Consider the following 26,231-nt stretch of genomic DNA (forward strand, 5'->3'; position numbering starts at 1 on the left):
TTAAAAATGTTGATTATACGTATTATGTCAACTCAAATGGCAACGTAGCGCGCCTGCATTCACAATTCTGACTCCAGCCTCACCAGCGCGAGCACGTTGCGGAACCAACCGTGCTCAAGCGTCTTGTCGCGATTACCAATCGCGGACCGCCGGTTCCTTTGTCCTGTCAATCAAGGTGCATGGATGAAACCACGCCAATCAATCGTGCCGCAGGCTATTGCACAAAAAAATGGAATGGCCTGCGCGTGAGAATAAGCCCCTAGAAATTGCGCGCCAGGCCGACCATGAACATGTCCTGATCCTTGTTGTTGCCGGTTGCGACACGATTGAAGCGCAAGCTCGCCGCCCAATCGTTCGTGACCTGATAGGTCACCTGCGCGCTGAGCAAGGCATTGAGTCTCGTTTTGCTCGAGACCTCGTCCCGATCATGCGAGAGATACGGACCTGCACCTGCCGAAAGCGTCCATTTGCTCTGGATCGGCGCGACGTACCAGAATTGCGCCGCCACACCTCTTCGGCCGGCGACGCCATTGTTGCCTTCGTAGACGAAGCTCGCCGAATAGGCCCACGCATTCCCGAGCGGCCGCTTGACTTCGACCATATACCCTTTTTCGATCGGCACTTGGGGCCGGTTCGTCTGCGACGTCCCCGCCCAGACGCTGACCTGGGTCTTGCCGTCCGACAATGCCGGACCAGGACCGCCGCCAAAATCCGAGCCGATGCCGAAGAGCACCGTGTCGGAATTGAATCCGTCGATCATCTGGACGTGGTTGTACTGCAGCTTGAGGAAGAAGCGGTTGGGAACGAGGTAATACCGCACCGCTGCCGAGGCACGCACGCCCCATCGCTTTTCATTGCGCACCTCGTTGTTGACATGGGTCGTGTCCATGCTGAAATACGGCCCCGCCGACAATTCGAGCGCCAGGCGATTGCCGACGGGCCAACGAAACGAACCCAGGGCGGCGAAGCCGTCACGGTGGTGATCCGAGGGATGCCCCTCGTTCACATACGCGAGGTAGACCGACAGGTAGTCGTTCAGGACGTCGCCGAAGCCGACTTCGTAGGCGCGCCAATGCATGTCGCCCCCCTCGGTCGCGCGTCCGTCGCCATACACCGCATAGACGTTGATCGTTCTTTCCGATGGCTTGGACGCGGTCGGCAAGCTCGATGGACTGTCCTCGGCGTGCGCGTGGCCTGGGCCTGCCAGGATTGCCAGACCGGCGATCGATCCCGTGAGGACGAAGCGCGAATAGATGCGACGGCACTGCCCCATTTGGATAGCTCCTTACCGTGGTAACCGCGATTTCCCGGACAAGTTGATAGCGATCATCGGTGGCCTCGCGCACGATCCCTTGCTATCGATCCGCTTTCAGGACACCGAGGTTGCCCAGCATCGGCAGGACACCGCTGCTCGAGGTCACCTCGGGCAAATGACCATCCCATTTGGCGACTGCCTGCTGCTGAATGATCTCGGGTGTGATCGTCTGCTGAAGCAGTTTTTGTGCTTCTGCCTGCGCGCGTGCTTCGACAATCTTTTGATCGGCAAGGACCTTGGCTTTCTGCAATTCATATTGCGCCTGCTGAGCGCGCTGCTGAGCGACCTGCTTCTGCTCGATTGCCTGCACGAACTGCGTGCTGAAATGGAAATCGGTGATGTTCACGGAGTCGACGACAAGTCGGTATGGCTTGAGCTCGCCCGTGATCTGTGTCTCGATTTCTCCCCGCACGTGATCGCGGTGTGTAATCAAATCTTCGGCGTTGTAATGAGCGGTCACCGCTTTCACGGAATTGCTGATCGCTGGCTTGATTATCTTGTCGATCAGGGCGGCCTCGTTTCCGATGTGCTGGTATACCCACTCTGCATCGGCCGGCAGAATGTGCCAGTTCGTCGCCACCGTCGTTGCTACATCCTGTAGATCGAGACTCGCGGCAGTCTCTGCAGCCTGCGAATTTTGAACCTGGACGTCCATTTTGGCGACCGACTGCGCGAACGGGATTTTCAGATGGAAATCAGGATCCAGCACCCCGGGCGCCACCGCCCCCCATGTCATGAGCACGCCACGCTGTCCAGGACCGACGATCACGAAGCCACCGGTGACGAGCGCCAGGGCGATGACGACCCCGACAGCGATGCCAGTTGCACGTGGGTAAGCAGGAGTAGCCATTTTTGTTATCGCATCAGGTTTTGGAGGCGTTGGTGTGGACGGCTCATGTCGAAGCAATATCTCGCTGTCTTGCGACGAACAATAGGTGTTTGCCTCCTGCAATGCTTGCCCCTTCGCGGAAGCAGAGCCGCCCCACGGTATGCGCAGGTGTCCGGTCCGATCTTGATGCGTTCGGCGCTCGTTTCAAGTTTGACCCGCGCAAGGTCTCGCATCGTCAGAAAAGCGGCGCGGTCCGGCGCCCGCGGCCTGCCGTTGCGTTCCCACGCACTATGCGGATCCCGCGCTTTCCTTGTAACCGCAAGTTCGACCGTCGCCAGTCCGGAACATCTATGCTGAACCCTGGCCAAGCAACACGGCGACATTGCGCTCGGCCAGCGCGGCGATCGTGCGCGACGGATTCAGCCCGAGCGCACGCGGGATCGTCGCACCGTCCATCACGTAGAGCCCGTCGTAACCGAATACTTGTCCGTCAGCATTCACCACGCCATCCGCGCGCGTGAGCCCCATGTTGCAACCACCGAGCGGATGCGGCGTGATCAGCCGGTGGAAGTCGCTCCATGTCGGCGGGACGAAAGGTTCGCCGCCCGTGGCAGCCGACAGGCGGCGGTGCGTGTCGACCATCGCATCGACCACGGCCCGGGATCGGGTGTACGACCAGTCGAGCCGCAACACGCGTCGCCATGGCGCAAACCAGCAGCGACCGAGACGCATGCGCCCGTCCCCCGGATCGATCGCCTGGCCGAACCAGGGCATCATGTTCTCGACCGGGTCATCGCAATCGAAATGGCGCGCGAAGGCTCGCCAGAACGCGCGCATCACCCTGCGGTGCGAGCGCTGCAGATGGCGGCGCACGAAATCATGCGCAAGATTGGGCACACCGCCATCCTCCACGAACAACGACTGACCATTGTCGGCAGTCCCGTCGAGCAGGTCGATCGCGGCGGAAATGGTGACGCCGTGCGACGGCGAGATCTTCCGGTGGCCATAGAAGGCCGGCGTCACGAAGTCGCCGTTGAAGGCCCAGCCCCAGCCGAGCCGCGGCGATAGATCGGGCAGCGTGCGATGCTCGTCGCGGCAGCGGAGCAGCAACTCGGTGCTGCCGATCGATCCGGCGCTGACGATCACCCGGGTCGCCGTGACGGTTCCGGGCATGAAACTGCCCGCGGCGGGATCGATGACGTTGAAATGCACGCGCCATCCCTGGCCGAGGGGCTCGAGCTTTTGCACGACGTGCAGCGCAAGGATGGTTGCGCCATGGCGCTCGGCCACGGCCAGATAGTTGAGATCGAGGGTGTTCTTCGCCGACACCTGGCATCCGATGTCGCAATTGCCGCAGTGTACGCACGTGCCTTGCGATACCCCATGCACGTTGACGTGCCGGACAGAATGCCGGTCGTCGCGCGCACCCGGCAAGGACGGATCGTAGGTCGACGAGAACGACACGGCGAGCGGCAACTTGCGATACCGATCGCCCCAACCGCAGGCGTCGGCCGCGTCGCGCAACAAGCGGGTGCGTTCGCTGATCTGGTTGTCGGGCACCTCCTGGACCGACAGCATCCAACCCACGCGCTGGTAATACGGTTTGAGCGCCTCGTACGTGATCTCCGGCGGCCAGCCATGCGCAAAGGCGTCGGGTTTGGCCTCGACCGAGACGTTGGCGTAGATCAGCGACCCGCCGCCCACGCCTGCGGCCGCCACCACCGACATATTGGAAAAAACCCGCAGGTCGGCCCAGCCATGGAATCGTTGCGGGTTCTGCTGGTTCCAAAGCCACGGGTCAGCCTCGTCGCGCGGATACGTCCCCGGGGTCCAGCGGCGACCACGCTCCAGCACCAGCACCCTCCATCCCGCCTCCGCGAGGCGGCAGGCCGCCACCGCGCCCCCGAAGCCACTCCCGACTACGACGACATCGTATTCAAGCGCGCTCATGACGACGATCTCCTGACGCAGGTGCGCCACGGTTCCGATGCGAAAAACCTGACGAATCGCAGGATCTCCGACGGCATCGCGATGCCGGACGGGGCGAAGTCGCTGTGGCCCGTCAGGCCGCCTTGGTGTTGGATGAAGCGAAACAACTTCCCGGGAAATTGTTTGGACACACCCGACATCGTCGTTCGTCGATCTTGCCCGGCGGACCCGGCGAATTGTCGGAGGCCCGATGAAATACCCTTTGTTTTCAGTGCGTTAAGGGCGCATCGCGCGGGCATGATGCGGGCTGGCACGCCCCATGCGTTTGTAGCTGCGAGCGCAACGAAAAGTGCTCTCTTCCAAACCGCAGCAAACTTAGGAGATTTATCATGTCCGCACTGATGATCAACGACCTGTCCCGCGCCCACGAACTCAGCCGCAAGGAAATGGCTTCCGTCAGCGGTGGTAGCGTGTTCCAGAACTTCGGCGTCAACAACATCGCGACCGGCGGCGGATTCTCGTTCGCGAGCCCCAATACCATCACGGCCCCGGTCACCCAGGTCGATGCGTCGACCCACCTGGATCTCACCAGCGTGACCAATTCGATCAACAACCTCGGCGGCCAGGTTATCGCGAAGCTGGGCCTGTAAGGCTCGCCATGCTTCCTCGCAGTGATGGCAGTGTTCGATAATGTCGTAGCCAGGTTCTCCAGCCCGCCGCGGGGTTGTCCTCGCGGCGTTCAAAGCCCGCCGGGCCGTGTCCCTCGGCGGGCTTGCTTGCATGATCGAAACGCAACCCGCATCAACAGGCAGACTTTCCGACGCCCCGTCGGCAGCACCGCCCACCGCCATCGGCGGCCTGGCTGATCCCGACGCGCTTCCAGCCTCCCTCCCCTGCACGCGAATCCGTTCCACTTCGTCGCGGTTGATGGCGTCACGGCACCCATCGTCGAACTGCGCGGTGGTTGCATCGATGCGTCGTTGGTCATCGGCGCGGTATTCCCGATGCGTCCCGTCGTCCTGCAGGCACGCGGTGAATTCAGTTGTGCGAAGCATGTGACTTCCGATCCCGGCGTCAAGTCTGGTTGCTCCCGCCCGTCGGCGCACCATCGCGTCGGCGTTTGCCGGCGGCAAGCGCGTGTCGCTCAACTGCCGGGTGCCGTGCGCGACCGCAAGCGCGTTGGCGACTTTTTCGCGCAGGCCCACCCACGCCGCTACTGCGGCACATCGATGCCCGCGACGCGAATCGCAAGCGCCATGCGCCATTTCCTGTTGGCTGAGATAAGACAGCCGCCACGGAAATTGTTTGGAAGATCCCAACATCGTCGTTCGTCGAGCTTGCTCGACGGGCGCGGTGAAACATCGTGAACCAGATGGAATCGCGTTTGTTTTCATGAGGTTAAGCACCCTTCACGCGCACATGAGTCGAGGCTGGCACGCCCCATGCATTTGTAGCTGCGAGCGCAACGAAACGTGCTCTCTTCCAAACCGCAGCAAACTCAAGGAGATTTACCATGTCCGCACTGACGATCAACGACCTGTCCCACACCCACGAACTCAGCCGCAAGGAAATGGCTTCCGTCAGCGGTGGCAGCGTGTTCCAGAACGCTGGCATCAACAACATCGCGACCGGCGGCGGATTCTCGTTCGCCAGCCCCAATACCATCACGGCCCCCGTGACCCAGGTCGATGCATCGACCCACCAGGATCTCACCAGCGTGACCAACTCGATCAACAACCTCGGCGGCCAGGTTATCGCGAAGCTGGGCCTGTAAGGCTCGCCATGCTGCCTCGCCGTGATGGCAGTGTTCGATAATGTCGTAGCCAGGTTCTCCAGCCCGCCGCGGGGTTGTCCTCGCGGTGTTTCAAGCCCGCCGGGTTCCGTCTCCTGGCGGGCTTCCTTGCATCTGCAAAAGCGCAGCCGTGATTCATGCCGTATCAACTGCCGAGCGGCTGGCAGTCCGATCGACGGGCTGCGTCGCGCCATCCGATATCCAGCCCCGCGTGCGTGTAACTCTGTGCCAGCACGGCTCGGTTGCGCGCGTAGCTTTGTGCCACCCAGTCGCAGTACAGCGCGGCCAGCGCGCTCGCCCGATCGGGATGACGCGAAACTTCGACGGCCATTGCGCCCGCGCGCAGGCCGGAAGCGATGGCAAAACGCAAGCCGTCTCCTGTCGCGGGGTCGAGATAGCCCGCCGCATCGCCGCACACGAGATAGCCCGGCCCCGCGGTCTGTCGCACGCAGTGCCAGCGCCTGCACTCGCGCCACACCGGTCCGACGGGCACCGTGTCCACCGGCCACGCGATAGCGCCATCGCGCAGCGTCGATAGCGACGTCCAGATCTGAAACGCGGACGTCGCCCTCATCCATAACCAGCCGCCACGCGCGATTTCCCAGTATGTGCCGACGTGTGCCCCGTGCCCACGCGCGTAGCCGCGGCGAAGCCAGAACCGCGAGGAGTCGGTCGCCACGTCGAGCCGAATTGCGCGACGCAACCATCCGTTGATGCCGGTCGCGTCGATCACGATGCTTGCGCCCACCTCGCCGTCGCCGTGCGTGACGCCGATGACCGCTCCGTGTTCGACCAGCGCGGCCAGGCCACCGGCGGGCGCGCGCGAATAGCGAACGCCTGCAGCCAGCGCTTCGGCGCGCAAGCCGTCGTCGAGGCGGCCGCGGATGACCGCACGTCCCCGCTGCGGATCAGCCCGGCCATCGAGCCATGTATGCGGTTGCCGGGCCAGCTTCGGCGCCAGTCGATCGAGCAGCGTGAGCGCGGCGCCGGACATGCATTCCGGCGCCGCGCGCGAATGCCCGCGGCCCAGCATCCACACGTTGCCGCCCGCTCTCGCGGCAGTGATCGCCGCAGCACATCCGGCAGGCCCGTCGCCGACGACGAGCACGTCAAACGCATCCATCGCGTGCCCTCAGTAAAGTGCGAGCGCGTCAGGCCCCGGTGCGCAGCGCAGCACGTGCCCGATCACCCGCGCCTCGGTCGCGTCGCAACGGATCGCCTCCCCATAGCGCACGCGCAATCGTCCCGGCATGTGCTGCGCCGGCGTCGCATCATCCGCGGGAAGCACGAAAAGAAAGCGATAGCGCCCGGCGACGTCCGCCGCGTCCGCCGCGTCCGAATCGTCGGCATTGCAGAGTGCCCGTGCGGATACCAGCCACAGCTTCGTATGCGAAGGCGTTTGCCCGTTGTCGCATGCCGCGACGGCATGGCGCAATGCACTGATCCGCCGGATCAGCTCGGCCGAATCGACATGTTCGAATGCGCCGTACAGCATCTCGCCGTGCAGCGCGTTGGCGACGTAGTCCGAGCGTTCGATGTCCGCGTAATCCACGTTGCCGTCGGGTGTCAGGTACGGGCCGTATTCGCCGTCCCATCCGCGCCGCGTGTTCGACGCGTCGCCGCGCGTGACCAGCGGATGACCCGGATGCATGCCGAGTTCATGGTCGAGCATCGGGATCGCGGTGGGCGCGTCGGTCCGATTGAAGGTTCTGGAGGCATCGGGACTCACGGCGGGCCAGAAACTGTTGGAGGCCGCGCACAGCTTGATATCTTCGGCGAACGGGCTGCCCAACCCGAAGGTTGCGAGGAAGATACCCCGCCGGTTACCCGCGTAGGTGACGTCCCAGCCGGGCGCAAAGACACCCGACGACGCGTCCGACAGGAACGAGGTCATGCGCGGCATCTGCACGTCCCTGTCCCGCCTTCGCGTCGCGCGCGCGGCCAGGCTGAACGCAACCGCCACTGTCCCGTCACGCCGCGAAAATGCCTGCGTGTTGCTGAACGGATCGATGTGATCGGGATTGACCGGGAGACGCTCGGCGCTGAGCGATATCGGCGAGCCGCTCCTGAACTGCGACTTCGGATCGATCCGCCGGTCCGTGAACCAGCGCTGCAGTTCCGCCTGGTCGGCGTACGGATAGAAATCCGGCGCGGCAACGACCGAATAGGCCGGGAGCACGGCGTGTTTCGCCAGCTCGCCGATACGGATCGTCACGACGCCTTCGGCGCAGTGATCCAGAAACAACTGCGCGTGATAGCCGCCTTTGCCGACTTCCCCGAGAAACGCCTGCCGCTCGACGGGATGTGCGCGCATATCCGTGTAGGTGCCGTCCTCACGCGCCTTGTGCCGGATGTTGATGAATTCCGGTGCATTGCGGGGTTCGGGAAATCGCAGCCATGCGGGCGCGAAATGCGGAAAATATTGCTGCCGCACCTCGTCGATGGCGGCCAGCACCAGCTTCCACAGATTCGTGATGATTCGCATCGTCGTGAAGCGCCGGTTGGCGAGCGGCACCAGTCGCCATCGAGCCGGCACGCCGAAGCCGTGCACCCCGAAGTTGGCGGCGTTCACCGGCTCGATCAGCGGTCGCGCGGCCGGTATCAACAGCACGGCTGCGCCCGAACGCTTCAGCGCGACTGCCGGTGCGCTCGCGCCGGCAGGCGGTGCCGCGCCGGTGTCCTGGCAGCAGATCGCATACGGCGCGCCGCCCAGATCGCCCGACGGCGACGGCCGCACGCCCCAGCGTGCCGCCACGGCCCGCTTCAGCTTCTCGCCGACATGGCGGTGACCGTACTGCAACGTCAACCGGAGCCCGGGCAGGCATTCATCGGGAAACAGCTTGCGCACGGGTTCGATGAAGGTGCGCTGCTGGTCGCCCGCTCGCCTGCCCTCGATCAGTGCGAGCGTGCCGGGGCCGGTGACCCGGCGCACGAGAAACGCGCCATAGCGCGCCGGCATCACGCGGACATGCTCGATTCCGTCCGGCGCGTGCGGCACGAAGCTGCGGGTCTGCTCGTCATAGCTCGCGTCGATGTCGCCGTTGCGTGCAATGCCGAGTCGCGAGAACACGCGGTCCGCATGCTGCTGATGTCCGGTACGGCGCGCCGGCCGGTACTGGTAAGCCAGCACCGCGATGTCCAGCGCCTGCCAGTCGGGCGGCAGCGGCGCCAGCGAATCGATGTAGTTCTCGAGCATATCGATGGCTTCGAGACGTACGCCGGCATCCGGCGACGGGCACTCGGACAGTGCAAGCATGTGATAGAGCAGACTGCGCGCGGGGTCGCCGGGCTCGATCGCGCGCGTCGCGGCCGGGCAGAGATCATGAAGGCGGGGATCGTCCCAATCGATCGGCAGCGGCCTGCTCAGTCGACGCGCCGTCTCCTCGGGCGTGCTCGAATCGGACAGGTCGAGACCGTGACGCTTGAACGCTTCTCGCCACGGAGCCGGCAGATCAAGCAGCCACGCGTGAACCTCATCGGCAAGCATCCACGACCTCCGGTTGGCGGTGCGTTCGAAGCCGTCGGCGCGATGCGCTTCGCGTCCCGGAAGCCACGCATCTCCATCCGGCCGCGGCAGGCAGCGTCTTCAGCGCTTGTTTCAAACGAACCTCACATTCAGGTTCTCAGTTGCCGAGATCAGTGACTAATATAGGTGATTGCAGCAGCAATGAAGTGCCGGATTGTGTTTGAAACATTGAATTGTCGAGGCGCGTGGCGTGATTCGCCGGATGCCATGTGACGCGATCAACCCATGTCGGCGGCCACATCATGTTGAAGCGCAGAAACTTCCTGCTGGGCAGTGCGGGCGCGGCGGGCATGCTGGTGGTCGGCTGGGCATGGTGGCGTCCCGACGACCGGCTGGAGATACCCGCGCAGCTGGAGATGTCGCGCGTCGACGTGCCGCTGAACGGCTGGGTGATGATCAGTTCCGCTAACGACGTGACGATCGTCATGAGCAAATCCGAAATGGGCCAGGGGATCCACACCGGCGCGGCCATGCTGCTGGCGGACGAGCTGGATGCGGACTGGTCGCGGGTCCGCATCGTCATGTCCCCGCTCGACACGATCTACAAGGACCGTGAATCCCTGGCCGACGGCCTTCCGTTTCGTGCCGATGATGACAGCCTGCTCGCACGCGGCGCGGCGGCTTTGGTGCGGCATGGCGCACGCTATCTGGGTTCGATGGTCACGGGCGGATCGACGAGCATGGTCGATCTGTGGGGTCCCATGCGCGAGGCGGGCGCCACGGCCCGCATCATGTTGTGCGGCGCCGCGGCGAAGCTCTGGCACGTGCCCGTTGCCGAATGCGAGACGAAAGCCGGCGTCGTGCTGCATCGGTCGGGACGCTCGGCGACGTACGGCGAACTGGTCCAGCTCGCGCAGGACGTGCCGCGCCCGACCCATGTCGATCTGAAGGACCCGAAAGCATTCACGCTGGTCGGGAAGCGGCTGGGTCGCATCGAGGCGCACTCGAAGCTCGACGGCAGCGCGCGCTATGGCATCGACGTGCTGCCGGACAAGCTCCTGTATGCGAGCGTCACGATGTGCCCGACACTCGGCGGAAAGGCGCTGGATTTCGACCAGTCCGGGGTCGCCAGCCTGAAAGGCGTGACCGGCATCTTCAGGATCGAGCCATACAACGGCGGAACGGGAGGCGTTGCCGTCATTGCCGACAATCCCTTCATCGCCATGCGGACGTTATGCCGGTTGCCGGTCACATGGGATCACGGGGCGGCTGCCGGCCTGAATACCGAAGATGTCCGCACGGCGTTGACGCGTGCCCTCGACGGCGATGACGGTCGCCACGTGTTCTACGCCGCCGGCGACGCCGACGCAGCGCTGGGCCGCGCGAAGCCGTTCGTCGCGCAGTACGACGTGCCCTACCTGGCTCACGGGCCGCTGGAACCGATGAATTGCACGGTGCGGGTCGAGGACGACGCGGCAACGATCTGGTGCGGCACGCAGGTGCCGATGGTGGCACGCAAGGCAGTCGCCGCGCTGCTCGGCCTGGACGAAGACAAGGTGGTCGTGAACCAGCAATTGATCGGCGGGGCATTCGGCCGGCGGCTCGAGGTCGACTTCATCACGCAGGCCGCCGCCATCGCGCGCCATGCGAAGGGGCGGCCCGTACAGACGATCTGGTCGCGCCCGCAGGACATGACGCACGACTTCTACCGCCCGGCCTGCGTGGCGAAATACAGCGGCGCCATCGATGCGAGCGGCAGGCTGGTCGCGTGGAAAGGCATCTCGGCGAGCCAGTCGGTCAGCGCGCAGGCGATGCCGCGCACCTTCGGCATGCCGAGCGTCGCGGCGAAATGGCTGCCCGACGCCACCACGGCGGAAGGCGCATTCGACCTGCCCTATGAATGCGAGAACATTCTGGTCCAGCACAATACGGTGGCGCTTCCGGTTCCCGTTGGCTACTGGCGCTCCGTCGGGCACTCGCATCAGGCATTCTTCGTCGAGAGCTTCATCGACGAGATGGCGGTGCTGGCACGGAAAGACCCGATCCAGTTTCGCCTCGACATGCTGAAGCAGCCGGCCCACCAGCGCCATGTGGCCGTGTTGCGGGCGCTCGTCGCGCTATCCGGCTGGCGTGCGCCGCCGGCATGGCGTGACAAGACCGGCGCGCGGCACGCACGCGGCATGGCGATGCACGAATCATTCGGCAGCGTGGTCGCGCAAGTCGCCGAAGTCCGGCAGGAAGGCGACGGCTTTCGCGTGACGCGCGTGGTCTGCGTGATCGACTGCGGGCTGGCCGTGAATCCGAACCTGGTCGAGCAGCAGATGGAAAGCGGCATCATTTTCGGGTTGTCGGCCGCGCTGGAGCAGGCGATCACGATCGAGAACGGGCAAGTCTCGCAGCATTATTTCGACAGCTATCCGCTGGTCAACATGGAGACTTGTCCCGAGATCGTCACGCAAGTCGTGGCCGGCGGAACCGAGCCGCACGGTGTCGGCGAAGCGGGCACGCCGCCGATCGCGGCGGCCGTGGCGAACGCGCTGCATGCGCTCACGGGCGTGCGTCAACGCACCCTGCCGCTCATCAAGCCGAGCCCGCCCGGGCAAGGAGGCGACCGATGGTGTCAGTCCGTATCAACGGGGAAACCGCTCACCTCGACAGCGAGCCCGACACGCCGCTGCTCTGGGTGATTCGGTGCGAACGGAAGCTGACCGGCACGAAGTTCGGCTGTGGCGTCGGGATCTGCGGTGCCTGCACGGTGCTCTTGAACGATCAGGCCGTGCCCGCGTGCCAGCTCCCGGTCGGTACGCTGAACGGCGCGCGCATCACCACCGTCGAAGGGCTGGACGGCGTTGAAGCGCGGGCGCTGAAGAACGCGTGGCTTGCCGTCGACGTCGTGCAATGCGGCTATTGCCAGAGCGCACAGCTGATTGCCGCCACCGCGCTGCTCATGCGCTGCCCTCGCCCCGACGACAACCAGATCGACGAGGCCATGAAGAACATCGCCTGCCGGTGCGGCACGTTTCCCCGCATCCGCCAGGCCATTCACCAGGCGGCGGAAGCGCTGGGCCGCTGACCGGAGCGAATCCGCCGATCAGTTGTCGTTGGCATGCGTCGTGATCTGGATGAAATCGGCTGCGATGCGCCCCGCTCCGTATTTGGCCTCGAACAGCTTCAATTGCCGATCGATTGCCGCGAGATAGGCGGCGCGCGGCTCGGATGGAGGGCGTAGCCCGTCGAACAGCGGCGCGGGCGTGACGAGGAGCACGATCAACTCGGTCCCGAAAGGCTTGCCGATCACCCACTCGCCCATGCTGCCGATCGTGGCGGCGTAATTCGGCGGGGCCTGGTTGTCGCGTTCGCGGCTGCTTGGCACGAGATGCACGACATGCCCGTTCAGCACGTAATAATCAACGTTCACATACGAGTCGTAAGCGGGTGTCGTGATGTCGATGACCAGCGGGTTGCCTTCCGCGAGATGCGCGTCAGGCGCTCGCGTGCGGATCGACGCGGCGTGTGACGAAGCCTGATTCGACCGCCAGTACGGGGCAAGCGCGCTCACGACCTCGCAATCGTGGGCATCGACCGGACGCACGTCGAGATTGGCCGCTTGCCCGCCCGCCAGGCCGCCGAGCGCGGTTCGCACGCGCCCGATGCCGACCCCGGCTTCCGCATAACCGCGCACCTGCAGCACGTGATCCTGCACCGACGCATCCAGCGCCGCACACGGTATGCGCGCCAGCGCCGCCATCACGGCTGCCAGCGAGATCGCCGGTGCCGGCGGCGGCGCGCTGGCAGCAGCGGGCACGGCGTTCGCGACGGCCGCGGGCGCGCTGCCGGCACCGGCGCTCGCCGTCGCGCCGTTCCCTGCGCCGGCAGTCGCGTGCGCGACCGTATCCGCGGCGGGGCGCCCGTCGCCGCTGCGCGTAAGCGCCTGGTAGCCGTACCAGAGCACGGCGACCGCCGCCACCGTGCAAGCGCCCACGGCGACCCCCACGCGTACGCCCGATGCGCGCACGGGGTGCTTGAGCACGCCCATGCCTTCCAGGAACAGGTTGACGCTGGGCGTGCGCGCCGCGCGATCGAACGACAACGCGGCGCTCAAGGTTCGCCATTGCGTGCGATCGAGGCCGGGATGACGCTCGGGCCGCAAGTGGTCGTGACGCGCCTGGCTGGCCGACAGCCGATTGAACGGATGGTGTCCGGTCAGCAATTCGTAGGTGACGCAGGCAAGCGCGTAGACGTCGTCGCGCGGGTCCGGCTCGAGATGCTCGAACATCTCCGGGCTCGCGTAGGCCGGCGTGATGCCGCCAAGGCTCGCCGGGTCGAACACGGTCACGTCGGGATCCTCGTCGCGTCGCTGGAACGCGCGTGCAATCCCGAAGTCGATCACCTTCACTTCGCCCCGGTCGGTGAGGAACACATTGGCGGGCTTGAAATCGCAGTGGACGAAGCCGCGCTCGTGCGCGTAGGCCAGTGCCTGGCCCATGCCGGCGATGATCGGCAACGCGGCATCGAGCGGCATGCCCTTGAAGTCCGGCGCGCGCAGCACCTTGCTGAGCGGCCGGCCTGACAGATACTCCATCGTGAGGTAGACGAGCGGGCCGTCCCGATCGAAGTCGTAGACGGTGACGATGTTGCGATGGGCGAGCGTCTGCGCTTTGCGGGCTTCACGCTGAAGCGCGATCAGCGAGGTGGGCTGGCCGCGAAACTGCACATTGAGCACCTTGATCGCGATATGCGGCTTGCGATCCGACGCCTCCAGCTTGCGCAGGTCGAGCGCCTTGTACACGGTACCCATCCCGCCGACGCCCAGGCATTCCTCCAGCACGAAGCGCCCGTTCAGCGTATCGCCGATGCCTTTCACGCGCTCGCTGTCGACGGACATCGCTTCGCCCGACGGCCCGGGCGGGTTGCCTGGACGCGCCTCCGGCCGAAGCGGACTCTCCTGGATCCGGGTTGCGTCGCCCGCGGATGCCGTTCGGTCACGACACCGTTCGAGGCGCTTCAGCACTTCCGCATAGATATCGTCCGACAGCGGCCGCGTGGTTTGCGTCTGGTCGAGCACTTCGCGCAGCCGCGCGCAATCGACCTGATCGGTCGCCAGCACCCGGTCGATCTCCGAGAAGAACGCGTCCTGCGACAGCGTCCCGCTCTGGAATGTCTGAATCAGCTGCGCAAAGCTCATCATTCGTATGCCGTCTACTCAGCTTCAGCTTGCCGACCCGCTTCGGCGCCTCATGGCGCCGCCAGGGCAAGGACTCTCCATGACGTTCCCATGCAGCGCGACCGGTCGGTGATGCAGCGGACTCCATCGAACACGCGCTCGCCGCCACGTCATCGTCAGACGAATTCGGCTGCGCGCCGCACCAGCCGCGGGCCTTCTGACAGGATGTCTAACAAATCATACTAGTCTGCGGTAACGCCCTGTGCAATCGGTGCCGGAACTAGAATTCACGCAGATCCATTGCGAACCGGCTGCAGGTTTTCGCGGTTCACGCGCGCCCGCGCTGCCGATTCATTTTCCGGGGCGCGCGGTCGTGCGGCGAACCTATACTGGACAGATTCCCGGTACGCCGGCGCATCGCACGATGCTGCATGGCTGCCCTTCTTCCATCCGATTGCGCGGAGCCAACCATGGGCGTGCTCGTCATCAACGATCTTCCCGAAAGCGTCGACCTCGACCGACAGGCAATGGCCGCCATCAGCGGTGGCGCGAGGGTCCGTGCGCATCAGACGATGCTCGCGCCGCAACCTTTCCCCTGTCTGCACACCGACGCCCGCGATGCCGCGTCGACGCGTGCCCCGGCGGCCGCAGCGGCGGCATCCCCGGCGCGTCCGACACTGTTGCGCTGACGGACACACCGCCCGGCCGCGCGTGCACGGTCAGGCCGCCCGTGCCGTCATCGCGGGCCGCCGGTCGGCCGGCGGGAACACCCACCATGAGCCGTCGTCGTGACGAAAGAAGAAGATCGCGATCGTGCCGGCCGGATGCACGGCCTCGACACAGACGAAGCGCCGGCGTTGCGCAGCCATGCGGCTGAAGCGCACGATGCGCGCCGGCACGCGCGCGCTCGGCGCGAGCCACTTGTCGACCTGCATGCGAAGCGATGATTCGGTTCCGTTCATTTGAGCCCCCTGATGACCATGTCGAACGCGTCGGGACGTCGCTCATGCGGCGGCGATGGCGGCTGCCGCGCATCGTCCGCCCGCACGCCGCGCCACGAGCAACGCGCGGCAGACGGCCAGCGCGAACCGGACCGCCGTCCGCGGATGCAGGACGCAGGTGCGAACCTGCTCGCTGTGGCCCGTGCCTTCCAGGCACCACGTGCAGAGGTGCTCGCAGTTGTTCGTCAGCAGGCGGTAGCGGTTTTCGCCGAGACGCGAACGCGCGCGCAGCACCGCGGTGCGCCCCGCATAGGTGGCGCGCGGATGCGGCACGACGCGAACCGCGTGACCGGCCGCGAAGCGTTCGAACGTGACTTCCTCGATCGGGCCGCGATGCAGCGACGTACAAAGCCCCGCGTAGTGGACGACGCGCCCGTCGCCGACGTAGATGCCGTGATGGCTGTAGCCGGCGCGATCGGAAACCAGGTGCGCGCCGAGCGGCAGTGCGTCGACGCCGCCGGGCAGCGAGGCCGCATGCGCGATTGCGTCCGCAGCGCCAGCCGCCGTGCGGGACGCAGCGCTGTTCACTGGTTGAAGGTCGCGTGTCATGACGGGCTCCGTCTGCAGGTTGGCGGCCGCCCGTGTTGCCCAAGGGTCGGCCGGTTGCCAACTAACCTGCATCAAGCGTGCCAAAATCCCGCAGCCCGTCGCGCCAAGGCTCGGCGGGAAACGCCCGGCGAACCGGGTTCCGCACTGTCGCCGCGCGGCCAACCATCCACCGGAGATTTTGTTGGTGCGACAGCACCAGTTGGCGCGCCCGGCAGCCGTTTGCATGTGCCGGAGCACGTGTCGGTTTCGCGGCCACGTTCGTGGGCCCGACTGTTGGCTCGCGTACAACCATTGCAGGACGAGGCCGCGACGCACTAGGATGCAAGCAACGCGTGTCGATGGCGCGTTGCCTTGCCGCGTGCGGCGCCCGGCGGATCGGCGCACGCGGCAAGGCAACGCACGCGGGTCGTGTCACGCATGGCACGAGGTTTGCACGTATCGGGTACCCCGCTCGTCGGCAAGCCCCATTCGGAGACGCATCATGACCACGCTCGCCATTACCGACCTTCACATGCAGCGCGACATCGACCGCAAGACGATGTCGTTCATCCGCGGCGCAGGCGCGCCGTGGGTATTTGGCTGGATCCAGCCTTACACGCCGCCCGCTCCGGCGTTCGGGCCGGTCGTCAACCTCTATCAGACGTACAACACGTTCTACGCGAACCAGGTCCTCAACCAGATTCAGAACATCGACGTCGCGAACTCGGCGCCCGGCGCGAACATCGTGGTCGGGGTCGGCGCGGATGGCAGGAACCGGCTCGTCTAGCGCCGGCTCGAGTCGACCGGCAACCCGGGTTCGCAAGCCCGCTTCGGGATCAACAGTCCCTGGATGAAAAGGAATGGCGCGCCGTGAGCGCAGAACTGCAATGGACTTCGGCGTCACGCACTGACGTGGGCCGGGTTCGCGAGATCAACGAAGACGATTGCCTCGCGTTGCCGCACCGTGGCCTGTGGGCCGTCGCGGACGGCATGGGCGGACATTCGGCCGGCGACCTCGCGAGCCGGATGATCGTGCAAGCGCTGGAACGGCTGGCCGCCCCGGCCACGCTGGCGGACTTCGTCGAGGCAGCGCGGACCGCGCTCGATGCCGTCAACGCGCACTTGCGCGAATCGGCCGTCCAGCGCGGCGTGCGCATGATCGGCAGCACGGTGGCGGTGCTGCTGGCGAGCGGCCGTCAATGCGGCTGGCTGTGGGCCGGAGACAGCCGGATCTACCTGTACCGCGACGCGCACCTGACGCAGCTCACGCTCGACCACAGCCACGTCGTGGAACTGCAGGCGCTGGGCCACCTGAGCGCGCAACAGGCGCGCCATCACCCGTCGCAGCACCTGATCACGCGCGCCGTCGGCGCCGCCGAGCAGCTGCATCTCGACGAACGACGCATCGACGTCTGCGACGGCGACATGTTTCTGTTGTGCAGCGACGGCCTGAGCAACGAGATCGACGAAGCCGACATCTCGGCCGCGCTCGCCTGCGGCGATTGCGCGCGCGCGACGGACGAACTCGTCGCCCTCGCGTTGCGCAAGGGCGGCCGGGACAACGTCACCGCGGTCGTGATCCGCGCGTCCGATCCCGATGCGTCGGACCGGACGCTCGCCAATCCTTCCGTGCAACGCTGACTGATCGAGCGGACGCGCGTGACGCCTACGCGTCCTTGTCGGGTGTCGCGGGTTCCTGATGACGGAACGCTTTCGAACGGATGCCGTGCTTCTTGAGCAGCATCTGCAGGTGCGACCGGTTCATCTCGCAACGGCGCGCCAGTTCGGCCACGGTTCCGCCGGTCTCCTGCAACCCGCGTTCGAGAAACGCGCGCTCCGCCTCGTCGCTCGCCGCACGTTTCGCGTCGCTGAGCGACATCGGCCTGCCCGAGGTGCCGTCATCGGTCGCACGAATGGCGGCCGACACCGCTTTCGGACGGATGTCCTCGGGCAGGTGCTCGATATCCGCGACCTCGCCGGCCAGGCACGACAGGCGGTAGACGAGGTTGCGCAGCTCGCGAATGTTGCCCGGATACGCGTATGTCAGCAGGAAGTCGCGCAGCTTCGGCGTCGTCTTGATGGGCCTGCGCTTCAGTGCCCCTGCCGCCTCGTCGCCGAAGTACGCGAGCAGGAGCGGGATTTCGTCGCGACGCTCGCGCAGGGCGGGCAACGTCAGATGAATGACGCTCAGGCGGTAGAACAGATCCTCGCGAAAGAGCCCCTGCTCGCTCAATTGCCTCAGGTTCTTGTTGGTGGCGGCGACGATGCGCGTATCGACGCTGATCGGCTCATCCGAGCCGACCCGCTGGATCTCGTGCGATTCCAGTACGCGCAGCAGCTTGACCTGGCCCGACAGCGGCAGCTCGCCGATTTCGTCGAGGAAGATCGTTCCGGTGTGCGCGCTCTCGAACTTGCCCTTGCGATCGTTCGACGCGCCGGTGAACGCGCCGCGCCGATGGCCGAACAGCTCGGATTCGAGCAGGTTGTCGGGAATCGCGCCGCAGTTCACCGAGATGTAGGGCCGGTCGGCGCGCGCCCCGTTCGCGTGGATCACTTTCGCCATCAGTTCCTTGCCGGTGCCGCTCTCGCCGTCGATCAGCACCGGCAGATCGGTCGGTGCGGCCTTTTCGGCGATTTCGAGCGCGGCGAGCAGCTTCGGGTTGTCGCCGAAAATGCCCTCGAAGATGAAGCTGCGCTCGATCAGCGCCTGTCGGCGTCGTTGCGCCGCGGGCGCGGGCGCCTCCGGCGTATCGGCGGCGTCGGGCGCCTCCGGCGCGGCCACGGCGGCCTCGACGAAGCGCTCCTTGCGCGACATCTGCATGACTTCGTCGCGCAGCACGTTCGCCTGATTGAGCAGCTTCTCGATGTCGGCACGCTCGAGCTTGGGGGCCCAGCGCAGCATCGAGCGCAGGATCTCGATCTTCTCGAGCAGGCCGGCATACGAGACCGCGGAGTTGCCGAATCCGTGCGGGTCGAAGAGTTTCATGCGGCACCCAGCTGTTTCTGCACGAGCTGGTAATACATGCCCTGGAGGGCGACCAGTTCGTCGTGCGAGCCTTGTTCGACGATCGCGCCTTCGTACAGCACGAGGATCTTGTCGGCACGCATGATGGTGCTGAGCCGGTGCGCGATGATCACCGCCGTGCGCCCTTGCAGGATTTCGTGCATGTTCGCGAGAATGTTGCTCTCCGACTGGGTGTCGAGCGACGACGTCGCCTCGTCGAACACGAGCAGGCGCGGGTCGTGATACAGCGCGCGCGCGATGCAGAGCCGCTGGATCTGGCCGCCCGACAGGCCCACGCCGCGCTCGCCCACCACCTGCTCGTAGCCGAGCGGCAATTTGCTGATGAAGGCGTGCGCGTCGGCCATCCGTGCGACCTCCTCCATGCGGCGCCAGTCAGGGCTCGTGTCGCCGCAGGCGATGTTCTCGGCAATCGATCCGGAAAACACCAGATTGGACTGCATCACATAGCCGATCTGCGCACGGTAGTACGCCTTGTCGATCGCGCTCATGTCGTATCCGTCGACCACGATCTTGCCGTCGGTGGGCGCATAGAAGCCCACCAGCAGCTTCGCCAGCGTGGTTTTCCCCGAACCGCTGCGCCCGACGATGGCCACCATCTCGCCGCGCTTGATCGTGCAGTTGATGTTCTCGAGCACGTAAGGCGTTTCGTTGCCGCCATAGCGGAAGTACACGCCATCGAAGCTGATGTCGCCCTGCAGGTCGGGCAGCAGCACGCGCGAGGCCAGTTCGGACGGCTGCTGCTCGGGCGCGATGTCGAGGACGTCGCCGAGCCGTTCCATCGCCACCGCCGCGTCGTTCATCAGGCTCCACATGCCGACGAGTCCCATCAGCGGCGCCAGCACGCTGCCCATGAACGCATTGAAGGCGATCAGTTGCCCAATGCTGAGTTCATGCGCGAGCACGAGGTTCGCACCGACCCACAGGATCACGATGGTGGTCGCCGCATTCAGCAGCTGGCTGCACAGCGCCACCACGATATTGAATGCCTGCGCACGGTACTGGACGTCGAGCGCCTTCGCATACTTGCGCTCCCACTTCAGCCGTACCGACCGCTCGATGCCCATGCCCTTCACGGTCTCGACGCCGCCGAGCGTCTCCATCAGCAGCGACTTCGCATCGGTGGACGCGGCAAACACCTCGCGCGCATAGCCTTTCAGCTTCGGGGTCGCGAGCGCCGTGAGCGCCATGATCGGAATCACGAACGCGATCAGCACCAGCGTCATCTTCACGTTGTACAGAAACATGATCGAGAAGTAGATGAAGATCATCAGAAGATTGAGCGCGGTGGTCACGGTGGACTCCGTCAGGAACGCCCGGATCGTCTGGTTTTCCTGGAAGCGCGCGAACACGTCGCCGCTCTTGCGGCGAGCGAAGAACGAATAAGGCAGCGACATCGTATGTTTGTAGAACTGCGACATCATCGCGAAGTCGAGGCTGCGCACCATGAAGTTGGAAAGATGCGCACGGATCGTGGTCATCAGCTGGGTAAACACATGCGAAATGACGAGCCCGGCAATCAGCAGGTGCAGCAGGCTGACGTTCTGGTGCACGACCACCCCGTCCAGGATGCTCTGGATGATGAGCGGCGGTATGACGCCCAGCACCTGGATCACGAAGGTCGCGAGGAACAGATGCGCGAGGATCTTCCGGTAAGGGCGCAGATAGCCGATGAAGCGCACCCAGGGCGAGCGTGACTCGGCCGGCGCAGCGGCGGGCCCGCTCGCGGTAAACAGCAGGCAGGTGCCGCTCCAGCCGCGCTCGAACGCCTCGACGCTCAGCTTCCTGAAGCCGAGCGCCGGATCGGCGATCCGCACCCACGACTTCGACACGCCGTACACGACGACGTAGTGGTATCCCTCCCAGTGCACGATGAACGGCAGGTCGAACCCCAGCAGCGCCTCGTACGTGCACTGCACGCCGCGCGTCGCGAAGCCGACCGCCTCGCCGGTGCGAGCGAGACTGTCGAGCGTCGCGCCCTGCGTCGTCACGTTCGCGAGATCGCGCAGCTTGCCGAGCGTCATCGCGACGCCGTAGTGACGGCAGATCATCGCGAGGCACGCCGCCCCGCAATCCATTTCCTCCGCCTGCTCGACCAGCACGAAACGCTTGATCATGCGCTCGCCGAACGCGGCGTCGGCGCCGATATCGATCTGCAGCGGGTGGCGGCGCCGTTCGGCGAGCTTCTTCTGCCGCTTCAGTTCCTGATCGACGAAGCGAATGCGCTCCTCGAGCACCTCGCGCAATTTCGGGTTGCGCTCGAGCATGAAGTGCACGGTCTTTTCCGGGATGACGAGCAGGCGCGTATCGGTCACGGCGGTGACGGTCGCCGCCTGTTCCTGCCGCAACAGGCACGCGCGCTCGCCGAAGATCTCGCCTGCGCCGAGCGTCGCGAGCGGATAGTCGTTGCCGTCCTCGTGGCACGAGACGCTGACCTCGCCCTGGCGCACGACATACAGCCGGAGGTCGCCGCCCGGCCCCTGCCGGACGATCTCCTTGCCGGCCGCCACGCGCTTCACGCCGACGCTCGACACGTATTCCTCGAGTTCGGCGCGCGTCAGCTTGCCGCGCAGGTCGAACAGCCGCGTCACGAAACCGCCGGCCGAGCTGATCGCGACATAGCTCGTCACGAACGACTGCGCGGCGGGATTGTCGCGCACGATCGGCTCGATCGCGCTGCGCGGGATGCACAGCACCTCGGTCCTGGTCGACGCGCGCACCGACACTTCGTGCCAGTAGTCGCGCAGCATCGCCATTTCACCGAACACTTCGCGTTCCTTGCGCACGCCGACGCTGGTTTCCTTGCCGCGCTCGTCCGCGATCAGGCGCACCGACCCGAAGCGCAGCACATACAGGCCCTCGGCCGCTTCACCGCGATTGCAGACGGTGTCGCCGAACGCATAGGTGCGCACCTGCGCATGGGCGGCCATGCGCTCGAGTTCGTCGTGCGAGAAGAGCGACAGCGGCTCCACCGACGCGAGAAACGCCGCGAGCGACGGGGTGCTGGCCGGGGCGGGGGCTTGTGCGTCCATCGATGCGGTTCTCCGTGATCAGCGTGCCTCGATGATGTGTTCCTGCGCGCGCTCGGCGAGCCACTCCTCGCGCAGCAGGCGGCGCACCTCCGACGCAACGTCGGCGTCGAGCGCGGCCGGGTGTTTCGCGGTCACCGAGAAGATTTCGAAGAACGCGCCGTCGGGCGCCGCGAACGGCCCGAGCAGGTCGCCCACGCGCGCGTTGAACACCTTGGCCTCGATATCCGTCTTCAGCGAGCCGCGCAGCACCTTGCCGATCACGCCGCCGCGCTCGCTCGTGTCGGCGATCGAATGCTCGCGCGCCATGTCGCCGAAGCAGCCCGGGTCGTCCTCCAGGAGCGCCATCATCTCGCGCGCCTTGCCTTCGGAATCGAGCACGATGTGGCTGACCTCGATGCTGTCGAACTTCGGCGAATTGAGCTTGAAGTACGCTTCGACGGCCGCATCGCTGCACACCGTGTCGAGCGTCTTTTCCTGGTACAGCGTGTCGGTGATGAATCGCTCGAACTCGTCGAGACTGACGCCGAACACGTCCAGGTAGCGGTTCATGTCCGCGGCGCGGTGCAGGCCGCGCACGCGGCGGAACTGGTCGGCACGCTCCTGGATTTCTTCCGGCGTCACCTGCATGCCCATCTTCCTCGCCGCGATCACCGTCAGCCGGTCGCGAACCTGCTGTTCGACGAGCCCCTCGAACTGCCCGGTGAGCTTCAGCACGCGGATGAAGTCGTCGGTGCCGATCACCTCGTCGTCGATACGCACTATTGCCGTCATCTCGTTCCCCTTGATCCTGTCAGCGGCGAGCGCCGTGATGCGCCGCCGGTGCCTCGTTGCATCGCCGCGTGCCTGCATGCCCCTGCGCCGTGGCGGTCCCGTCAGCCCGCGATCTGCCTGAACGGGTCCAGCGCGAACCCGATCAGGCGGCGCTCGCGCACCACGATTTCCGCCGTGGCCGTCATCCCGTAGCGCAGCGGGTAGGTCGTGCCGGCAATCGTGTACGCGTTGCGCACGAGCGCCACCCGGCCCTCGTAGACGGGTTCCTTCGTCTGCGCCTGCGGCTTCGTCGCCGGCGAGATGTATTCGAGCGTGCCGTCGATCACGCCGTAGCGTTGATACGGAAACGCATTGAACTTGAGCTTCACGGGCAAGCCTTCATGAAGGAAGGCGCGGTCCTGCTCCGCGATCGCGACCTTCACCACCGGCCGCGCATCCGACGGCGCGATGCTGCCGAGCGGTGTGTTGGCGAGGATCTTGTCGCCGGGCTGCGTGGTGGTCACATCGGTGATCACGCCGGAGACGGGCGCCAGCACGAGCAGGAAATTGTCCTTGTCGATGTTCTCGAAGCGGATCCGCGCGGCGGCATCCGCGGCGAGGCGCGCCGTCTGCACCTGCAGGCGCAGCTTCTCTTCGGTGTTCGCGATGTCGCGCACCGTCGCGTCGTACTGGATGCGCAGCCCGGTCAGCGTCTCGCCGCTGCCTTCGAGCTGCGCCTTCGCCTGCGCGAATTCGTGGCTCTGCTGCGCCTCGAGCTGCGTGAGCCGCGCCTGCGCGACGCGGTAGCTGTCCTGGGCCTGCAGGTACGCGCTGCGCTTCTGTTCCGCCTGGCTCTGCGACACGCCGCCGCCGCCCGGCAGCGCGAACAGGCGCGCGTACTTGTCCTGTTCGTCCTTCGCGAGATCGAGGGCGTGGCGGGCGTTGTCGATATTGCTGCGCGCTTCGTCGATCTGTGCACGCTGCGATTGCGCGAGCTTGCTGGTGCCTTCGGCAATGCGGTTCTGGTGCAGGTGCTCTTCGACCTCGATCTGTTGCTTCAGTGCGTCGGCCTTGCGCTCCATCAACTGCTTCTTGTCCGGAAACTGTTTCCATTCGCGCTCGGCGTCGTCGAGCTTGAGGCGCGCATCGAGCGCGTTGGTCGCCGCCTCGATCGCGCCGCGCGCGTTGATCCGGCCGATCACGTCGTTCTTTTCGACCGGCTGACCTTCGGCGATATAGATGTCCACCAGCTCGCCGTCGACCGGCGCGTAAATGCGGCGCACCTCGGACTCCGGCGCGAGCGCGCCCTGCGCCGTCACGATGACATCGGCGCGGCCGACGAACGACCACAGCAGCGCACACACGACGAGCCCGACCATCGCGATGATGGTCGCCTGCGTGAGCCGCCATGGCCGCGCCGTCAGGATCGCGATCCCTTCGGCGCTGTGATCCTCCAGCGCTTCGCCCAGCGAGCGCGGCGGCTCCGGCGGCGCCGCCTGCCGCGCGCGCCTGAGGAGACTATCGAGCTTCACCGCGCCCTCCCGACGAAGCGAGCCGTTCCAGCGTCGCGACATGTGCGGCGAATTGCGGCGTCGCGAAGCGGAACTGCTTGAGGCGCTCCAGTACGGCCGGCCCGTGGCCGGCCCGCGCGTCGCTCTCGAACTGCAGGTACTGCTGCAGATCGGCCCGCACGGCGTCGAGGCCGCCGAGGCGCGGATAGCGCTGCTCGTCATCGGCGAGCAGCGCCGGGAGAGCGTCGAGCCGGTCGTCGTCGAGTGCCGACGCGATCGCGCGCTGCAACCGCTCGAGCGCCGCCACATAGACCGAGTTGTCGCTTTGCAGCCGGCGCAGCTGACTCAGCGCGTCGGCATACAGCACGCCGAACGCGGGAACGTATGACGAAATCCGGTCGAGCAGCCGCTGATGCGCACCCGGGTCATCGTTCCAGCGGCCGGTCAGGGCCTTGATCGGCGCTTCGTCGCGATAGATGCGGATCGGCGCTTCCGACCCGCCGCGACCGGCGACGAACGCCTGCAGCTCGCCGATCCACGCCACTTCGTCGACGAGCGGCCGTGCGTCGGCGTTATGGCGGGCCAGCGTGCGCATGTCCTGCACGACCGCACGGGCACGGTCGAAGGCGCGCCCGTTCATGGCGGCGATCCAGTCCGGTACTTTCGACCGGACGAGTGCCTCGGTACCCAGTGCGCGGAACGCCGGGTCTTCCGGATCGCTCGCGAGACGGCGGTCGGCGAGTTGTGCCGCCTGCGCGGTGTCGCCACGTGCCAGCAGCGCGTGCATCTCGCGCAGCGGCGCGTCCCGGAAGTACAGCGTCGCGAGCAGCAGGACGAGCGCGGCGAGCAGTCCGCCGCTCCACCCGCCGAGCCGGCGCAAATTGACGTGCCCGCTGCCGCCGAACGCCTCGCTCAGCTCCGACAGGAAGACTTCGACCCTGCCGCGCCGGTGGCGCGCGTCATGCGCGGTTTCGGCGGCGCCATGCGCGGCGTGCGGGTTGACCTCGTCGTCCTGCTGGACGGCCGGCACCGTGCAGAAGATGTCGAGGAACGAATGCGCGGTATCGACGAAGGTGGTCCGGTCGGGGTCCGCGGCGGCCGCATTCGCGGCGGCGCCGGGCGACGACGCGGCCGTCACGGTGGAGTCCGGCCCCGGCTCGCGCTGCACGCCGACGCGATAGACGAAGTGGTCGCCGCCGAACGCGAGCATCGCGCCGTCGCCGAGCGGCACCGCATGCTCGTCGAGGCGCCGGCCGTCGACGAACGTGCCGTTCGTGCTGCCGAGGTCTTCCACGAAGACGTCGCCGTCCTGCACGTAGATGTGCGCATGACGCCGCGACAGATAGTTGACCTGGTGCGGATACGCGTTCCGGTAGCAGGCGAACGTGTCGTCGGTCTTGCTCACGAGGAACGGAAAGGCGGTAATGATGACCGGTTGCAGGCCGAGATCGCCGCGCTCCGGCGCCAGCGTGACGACGGCCGGCCGCGCCGGCGGATGCGTCGCGCGCGGCACGAACGCGGCGCGGTACGCCAGCGCGCCGGCGAAGCGCAGTTCGTCGCCGTCGCGCAGCAGGTGCGGCTTGTCGCCGACATCGACACCGTTGACGGCCGTACCGTTCTTGCTGCCGAGATCGGCGACATAGGCCGCGCTGCCTTCGAAGAAGATGCGCGCGTGCCGGCGCGACAGGTCGGCCACCAGCTCGGGCCGCGCGGACGCGAACGGCGTGTTCGTCCGCCCGACGGCGAACAGTGCCTTGTCGATCCGGATCTCGCTCAGCTCCGGATGCGAAACCGGCTTGAGCACGATGTCGAACTGCCGGTCGAGCGCGGCTTGTTTCCCGGCAATCGAAGCGGCGTCTGAAACCATGATTCGGCCAACGATCGACATGCGC

20 protein-coding genes are annotated in these 26,231 nt (G+C 66.0%); 7 read left to right on the forward strand and 13 right to left on the reverse strand.

Annotated features, from left to right (window positions below; all coding sequences use genetic code 11):
• Positions 1–259 precede the first annotated feature (259 nt).
• The 3 genes from U5771_RS19550 to U5771_RS19560 all read right to left on the reverse strand — a co-directional run bounded on the left by U5771_RS19550 (position 260) and on the right by U5771_RS19560 (position 4,094).
• Positions 260–1,273 (reverse strand): hypothetical protein, encoded by a 1,014-nt coding sequence (locus U5771_RS19550; protein WP_322025505.1) that lies wholly within the window; start codon positions 1,271–1,273, stop codon positions 260–262.
• Between the two features lie 82 nt (positions 1,274–1,355).
• The gene (locus tag U5771_RS19555) at positions 1,356–2,165 is read right to left on the reverse strand and encodes a prohibitin family protein (RefSeq protein ID WP_322025506.1); all 810 of its coding nucleotides are present in this window, start codon (positions 2,163–2,165) and stop codon (positions 1,356–1,358) included.
• A gap of 327 nt (positions 2,166–2,492) precedes the next feature.
• A complete protein-coding gene (locus U5771_RS19560; protein ID WP_322025507.1) occupies positions 2,493–4,094 on the reverse strand; it encodes a GMC oxidoreductase in 1,602 nt (533 codons plus the stop codon).
• A gap of 368 nt (positions 4,095–4,462) precedes the next feature.
• Here U5771_RS19560 and U5771_RS19565 point away from each other — a divergent pair, with 368 nt between their 5' ends.
• Both U5771_RS19565 and U5771_RS19570 read left to right on the forward strand, forming a co-directional pair.
• On the forward strand, positions 4,463–4,723 hold the full coding sequence (locus U5771_RS19565; RefSeq protein WP_322025508.1) for a hypothetical protein: 261 nt from the start codon (positions 4,463–4,465) through the stop codon (positions 4,721–4,723).
• Positions 4,724–5,586: 863 nt separating this feature from the next.
• A complete protein-coding gene (locus U5771_RS19570) occupies positions 5,587–5,847 on the forward strand; it encodes a hypothetical protein (RefSeq protein WP_322025509.1) in 261 nt (86 codons plus the stop codon).
• Between the two features lie 163 nt (positions 5,848–6,010).
• Here U5771_RS19570 and U5771_RS19575 read toward each other — a convergent pair whose 3' ends face one another.
• Both U5771_RS19575 and U5771_RS19580 read right to left on the reverse strand, forming a co-directional pair.
• A complete protein-coding gene (locus U5771_RS19575) occupies positions 6,011–6,988 on the reverse strand; it encodes an NAD(P)/FAD-dependent oxidoreductase (protein ID WP_322025510.1) in 978 nt (325 codons plus the stop codon).
• A gap of 9 nt (positions 6,989–6,997) precedes the next feature.
• Positions 6,998–9,352, reverse strand: a complete 2,355-nt coding sequence (locus tag U5771_RS19580) for a hypothetical protein (protein ID WP_322025511.1) — start codon at positions 9,350–9,352, stop codon at positions 6,998–7,000.
• Positions 9,353–9,633: 281 nt separating this feature from the next.
• Between U5771_RS19580 and U5771_RS19585 the strand changes: the two genes are divergently transcribed.
• Both U5771_RS19585 and U5771_RS19590 read left to right on the forward strand, forming a co-directional pair.
• Entirely contained in the window at positions 9,634–12,018 is a 2,385-nt protein-coding gene (locus U5771_RS19585; protein WP_322025512.1) for a xanthine dehydrogenase family protein molybdopterin-binding subunit, read from the forward strand.
• A complete protein-coding gene (locus tag U5771_RS19590; protein WP_322025513.1) occupies positions 11,946–12,404 on the forward strand; it encodes a (2Fe-2S)-binding protein in 459 nt (152 codons plus the stop codon). Before U5771_RS19585 ends, U5771_RS19590 begins: the two co-directional genes overlap by 73 nt.
• Before the next feature lie 18 nt (positions 12,405–12,422).
• Here the strand turns inward: U5771_RS19590 and U5771_RS19595 are convergent, their stop codons facing one another.
• The gene (locus U5771_RS19595; RefSeq protein ID WP_322025514.1) at positions 12,423–14,519 is read right to left on the reverse strand and encodes a serine/threonine protein kinase; all 2,097 of its coding nucleotides are present in this window, start codon (positions 14,517–14,519) and stop codon (positions 12,423–12,425) included.
• Positions 14,520–14,965: 446 nt separating this feature from the next.
• Here U5771_RS19595 and U5771_RS19600 point away from each other — a divergent pair, with 446 nt between their 5' ends.
• Complete coding sequence (locus tag U5771_RS19600) at positions 14,966–15,184, forward strand: hypothetical protein (RefSeq protein WP_322025515.1); 219 nt, start codon at positions 14,966–14,968, stop codon at positions 15,182–15,184.
• Positions 15,185–15,214: 30 nt separating this feature from the next.
• Here the strand turns inward: U5771_RS19600 and U5771_RS19605 are convergent, their stop codons facing one another.
• Positions 15,215–15,457, reverse strand: a complete 243-nt coding sequence (locus U5771_RS19605) for a hypothetical protein (protein WP_322025516.1) — start codon at positions 15,455–15,457, stop codon at positions 15,215–15,217.
• 42 nt (positions 15,458–15,499) lie between these two features.
• Positions 15,500–16,045, reverse strand: a complete 546-nt coding sequence (locus U5771_RS19610) for a lecithin retinol acyltransferase family protein (protein ID WP_322025517.1) — start codon at positions 16,043–16,045, stop codon at positions 15,500–15,502.
• A gap of 481 nt (positions 16,046–16,526) precedes the next feature.
• On the opposite strand from U5771_RS19610, the gene U5771_RS19615 reads away from it, so the two are divergent.
• A complete protein-coding gene (locus U5771_RS19615) occupies positions 16,527–16,811 on the forward strand; it encodes a hypothetical protein (RefSeq protein ID WP_044846565.1) in 285 nt (94 codons plus the stop codon).
• Positions 16,812–16,894: 83 nt separating this feature from the next.
• Complete coding sequence (locus U5771_RS19620) at positions 16,895–17,665, forward strand: PP2C family protein-serine/threonine phosphatase (RefSeq protein ID WP_322025518.1); 771 nt, start codon at positions 16,895–16,897, stop codon at positions 17,663–17,665.
• Between the two features lie 25 nt (positions 17,666–17,690).
• On the opposite strand, the gene U5771_RS19625 is transcribed toward U5771_RS19620, so the two are convergent.
• From U5771_RS19625 to U5771_RS19645, 5 genes are all read right to left on the reverse strand, one after another.
• The gene (locus U5771_RS19625; protein WP_322025519.1) at positions 17,691–19,010 is read right to left on the reverse strand and encodes a sigma-54 dependent transcriptional regulator; all 1,320 of its coding nucleotides are present in this window, start codon (positions 19,008–19,010) and stop codon (positions 17,691–17,693) included.
• A complete protein-coding gene (locus tag U5771_RS19630) occupies positions 19,007–22,078 on the reverse strand; it encodes a peptidase domain-containing ABC transporter (protein ID WP_322025520.1) in 3,072 nt (1,023 codons plus the stop codon). The genes U5771_RS19625 and U5771_RS19630 overlap by 4 nt, the downstream gene beginning before the upstream one ends.
• A gap of 18 nt (positions 22,079–22,096) precedes the next feature.
• A complete protein-coding gene (locus tag U5771_RS19635; protein ID WP_322025601.1) occupies positions 22,097–22,849 on the reverse strand; it encodes a peptidylprolyl isomerase in 753 nt (250 codons plus the stop codon).
• A 101-nt stretch (positions 22,850–22,950) separates the two neighbouring features.
• The gene (locus U5771_RS19640; RefSeq protein ID WP_322025521.1) at positions 22,951–24,360 is read right to left on the reverse strand and encodes an HlyD family efflux transporter periplasmic adaptor subunit; all 1,410 of its coding nucleotides are present in this window, start codon (positions 24,358–24,360) and stop codon (positions 22,951–22,953) included.
• Positions 24,347–26,206 carry an FHA domain-containing protein gene (locus U5771_RS19645; RefSeq protein ID WP_322025522.1) on the reverse strand — a complete coding sequence of 620 codons (1,860 nt, stop codon included), beginning with the start codon at positions 26,204–26,206 and terminating at the stop codon, positions 24,347–24,349. The genes U5771_RS19640 and U5771_RS19645 overlap by 14 nt, the downstream gene beginning before the upstream one ends.
• Positions 26,207–26,231: the final 25 nt, after the last annotated feature.

The organism is Burkholderia sp. BCC1977, from assembly GCF_905339595.1.
Taxonomy (GTDB): domain Bacteria; phylum Pseudomonadota; class Gammaproteobacteria; order Burkholderiales; family Burkholderiaceae; genus Burkholderia.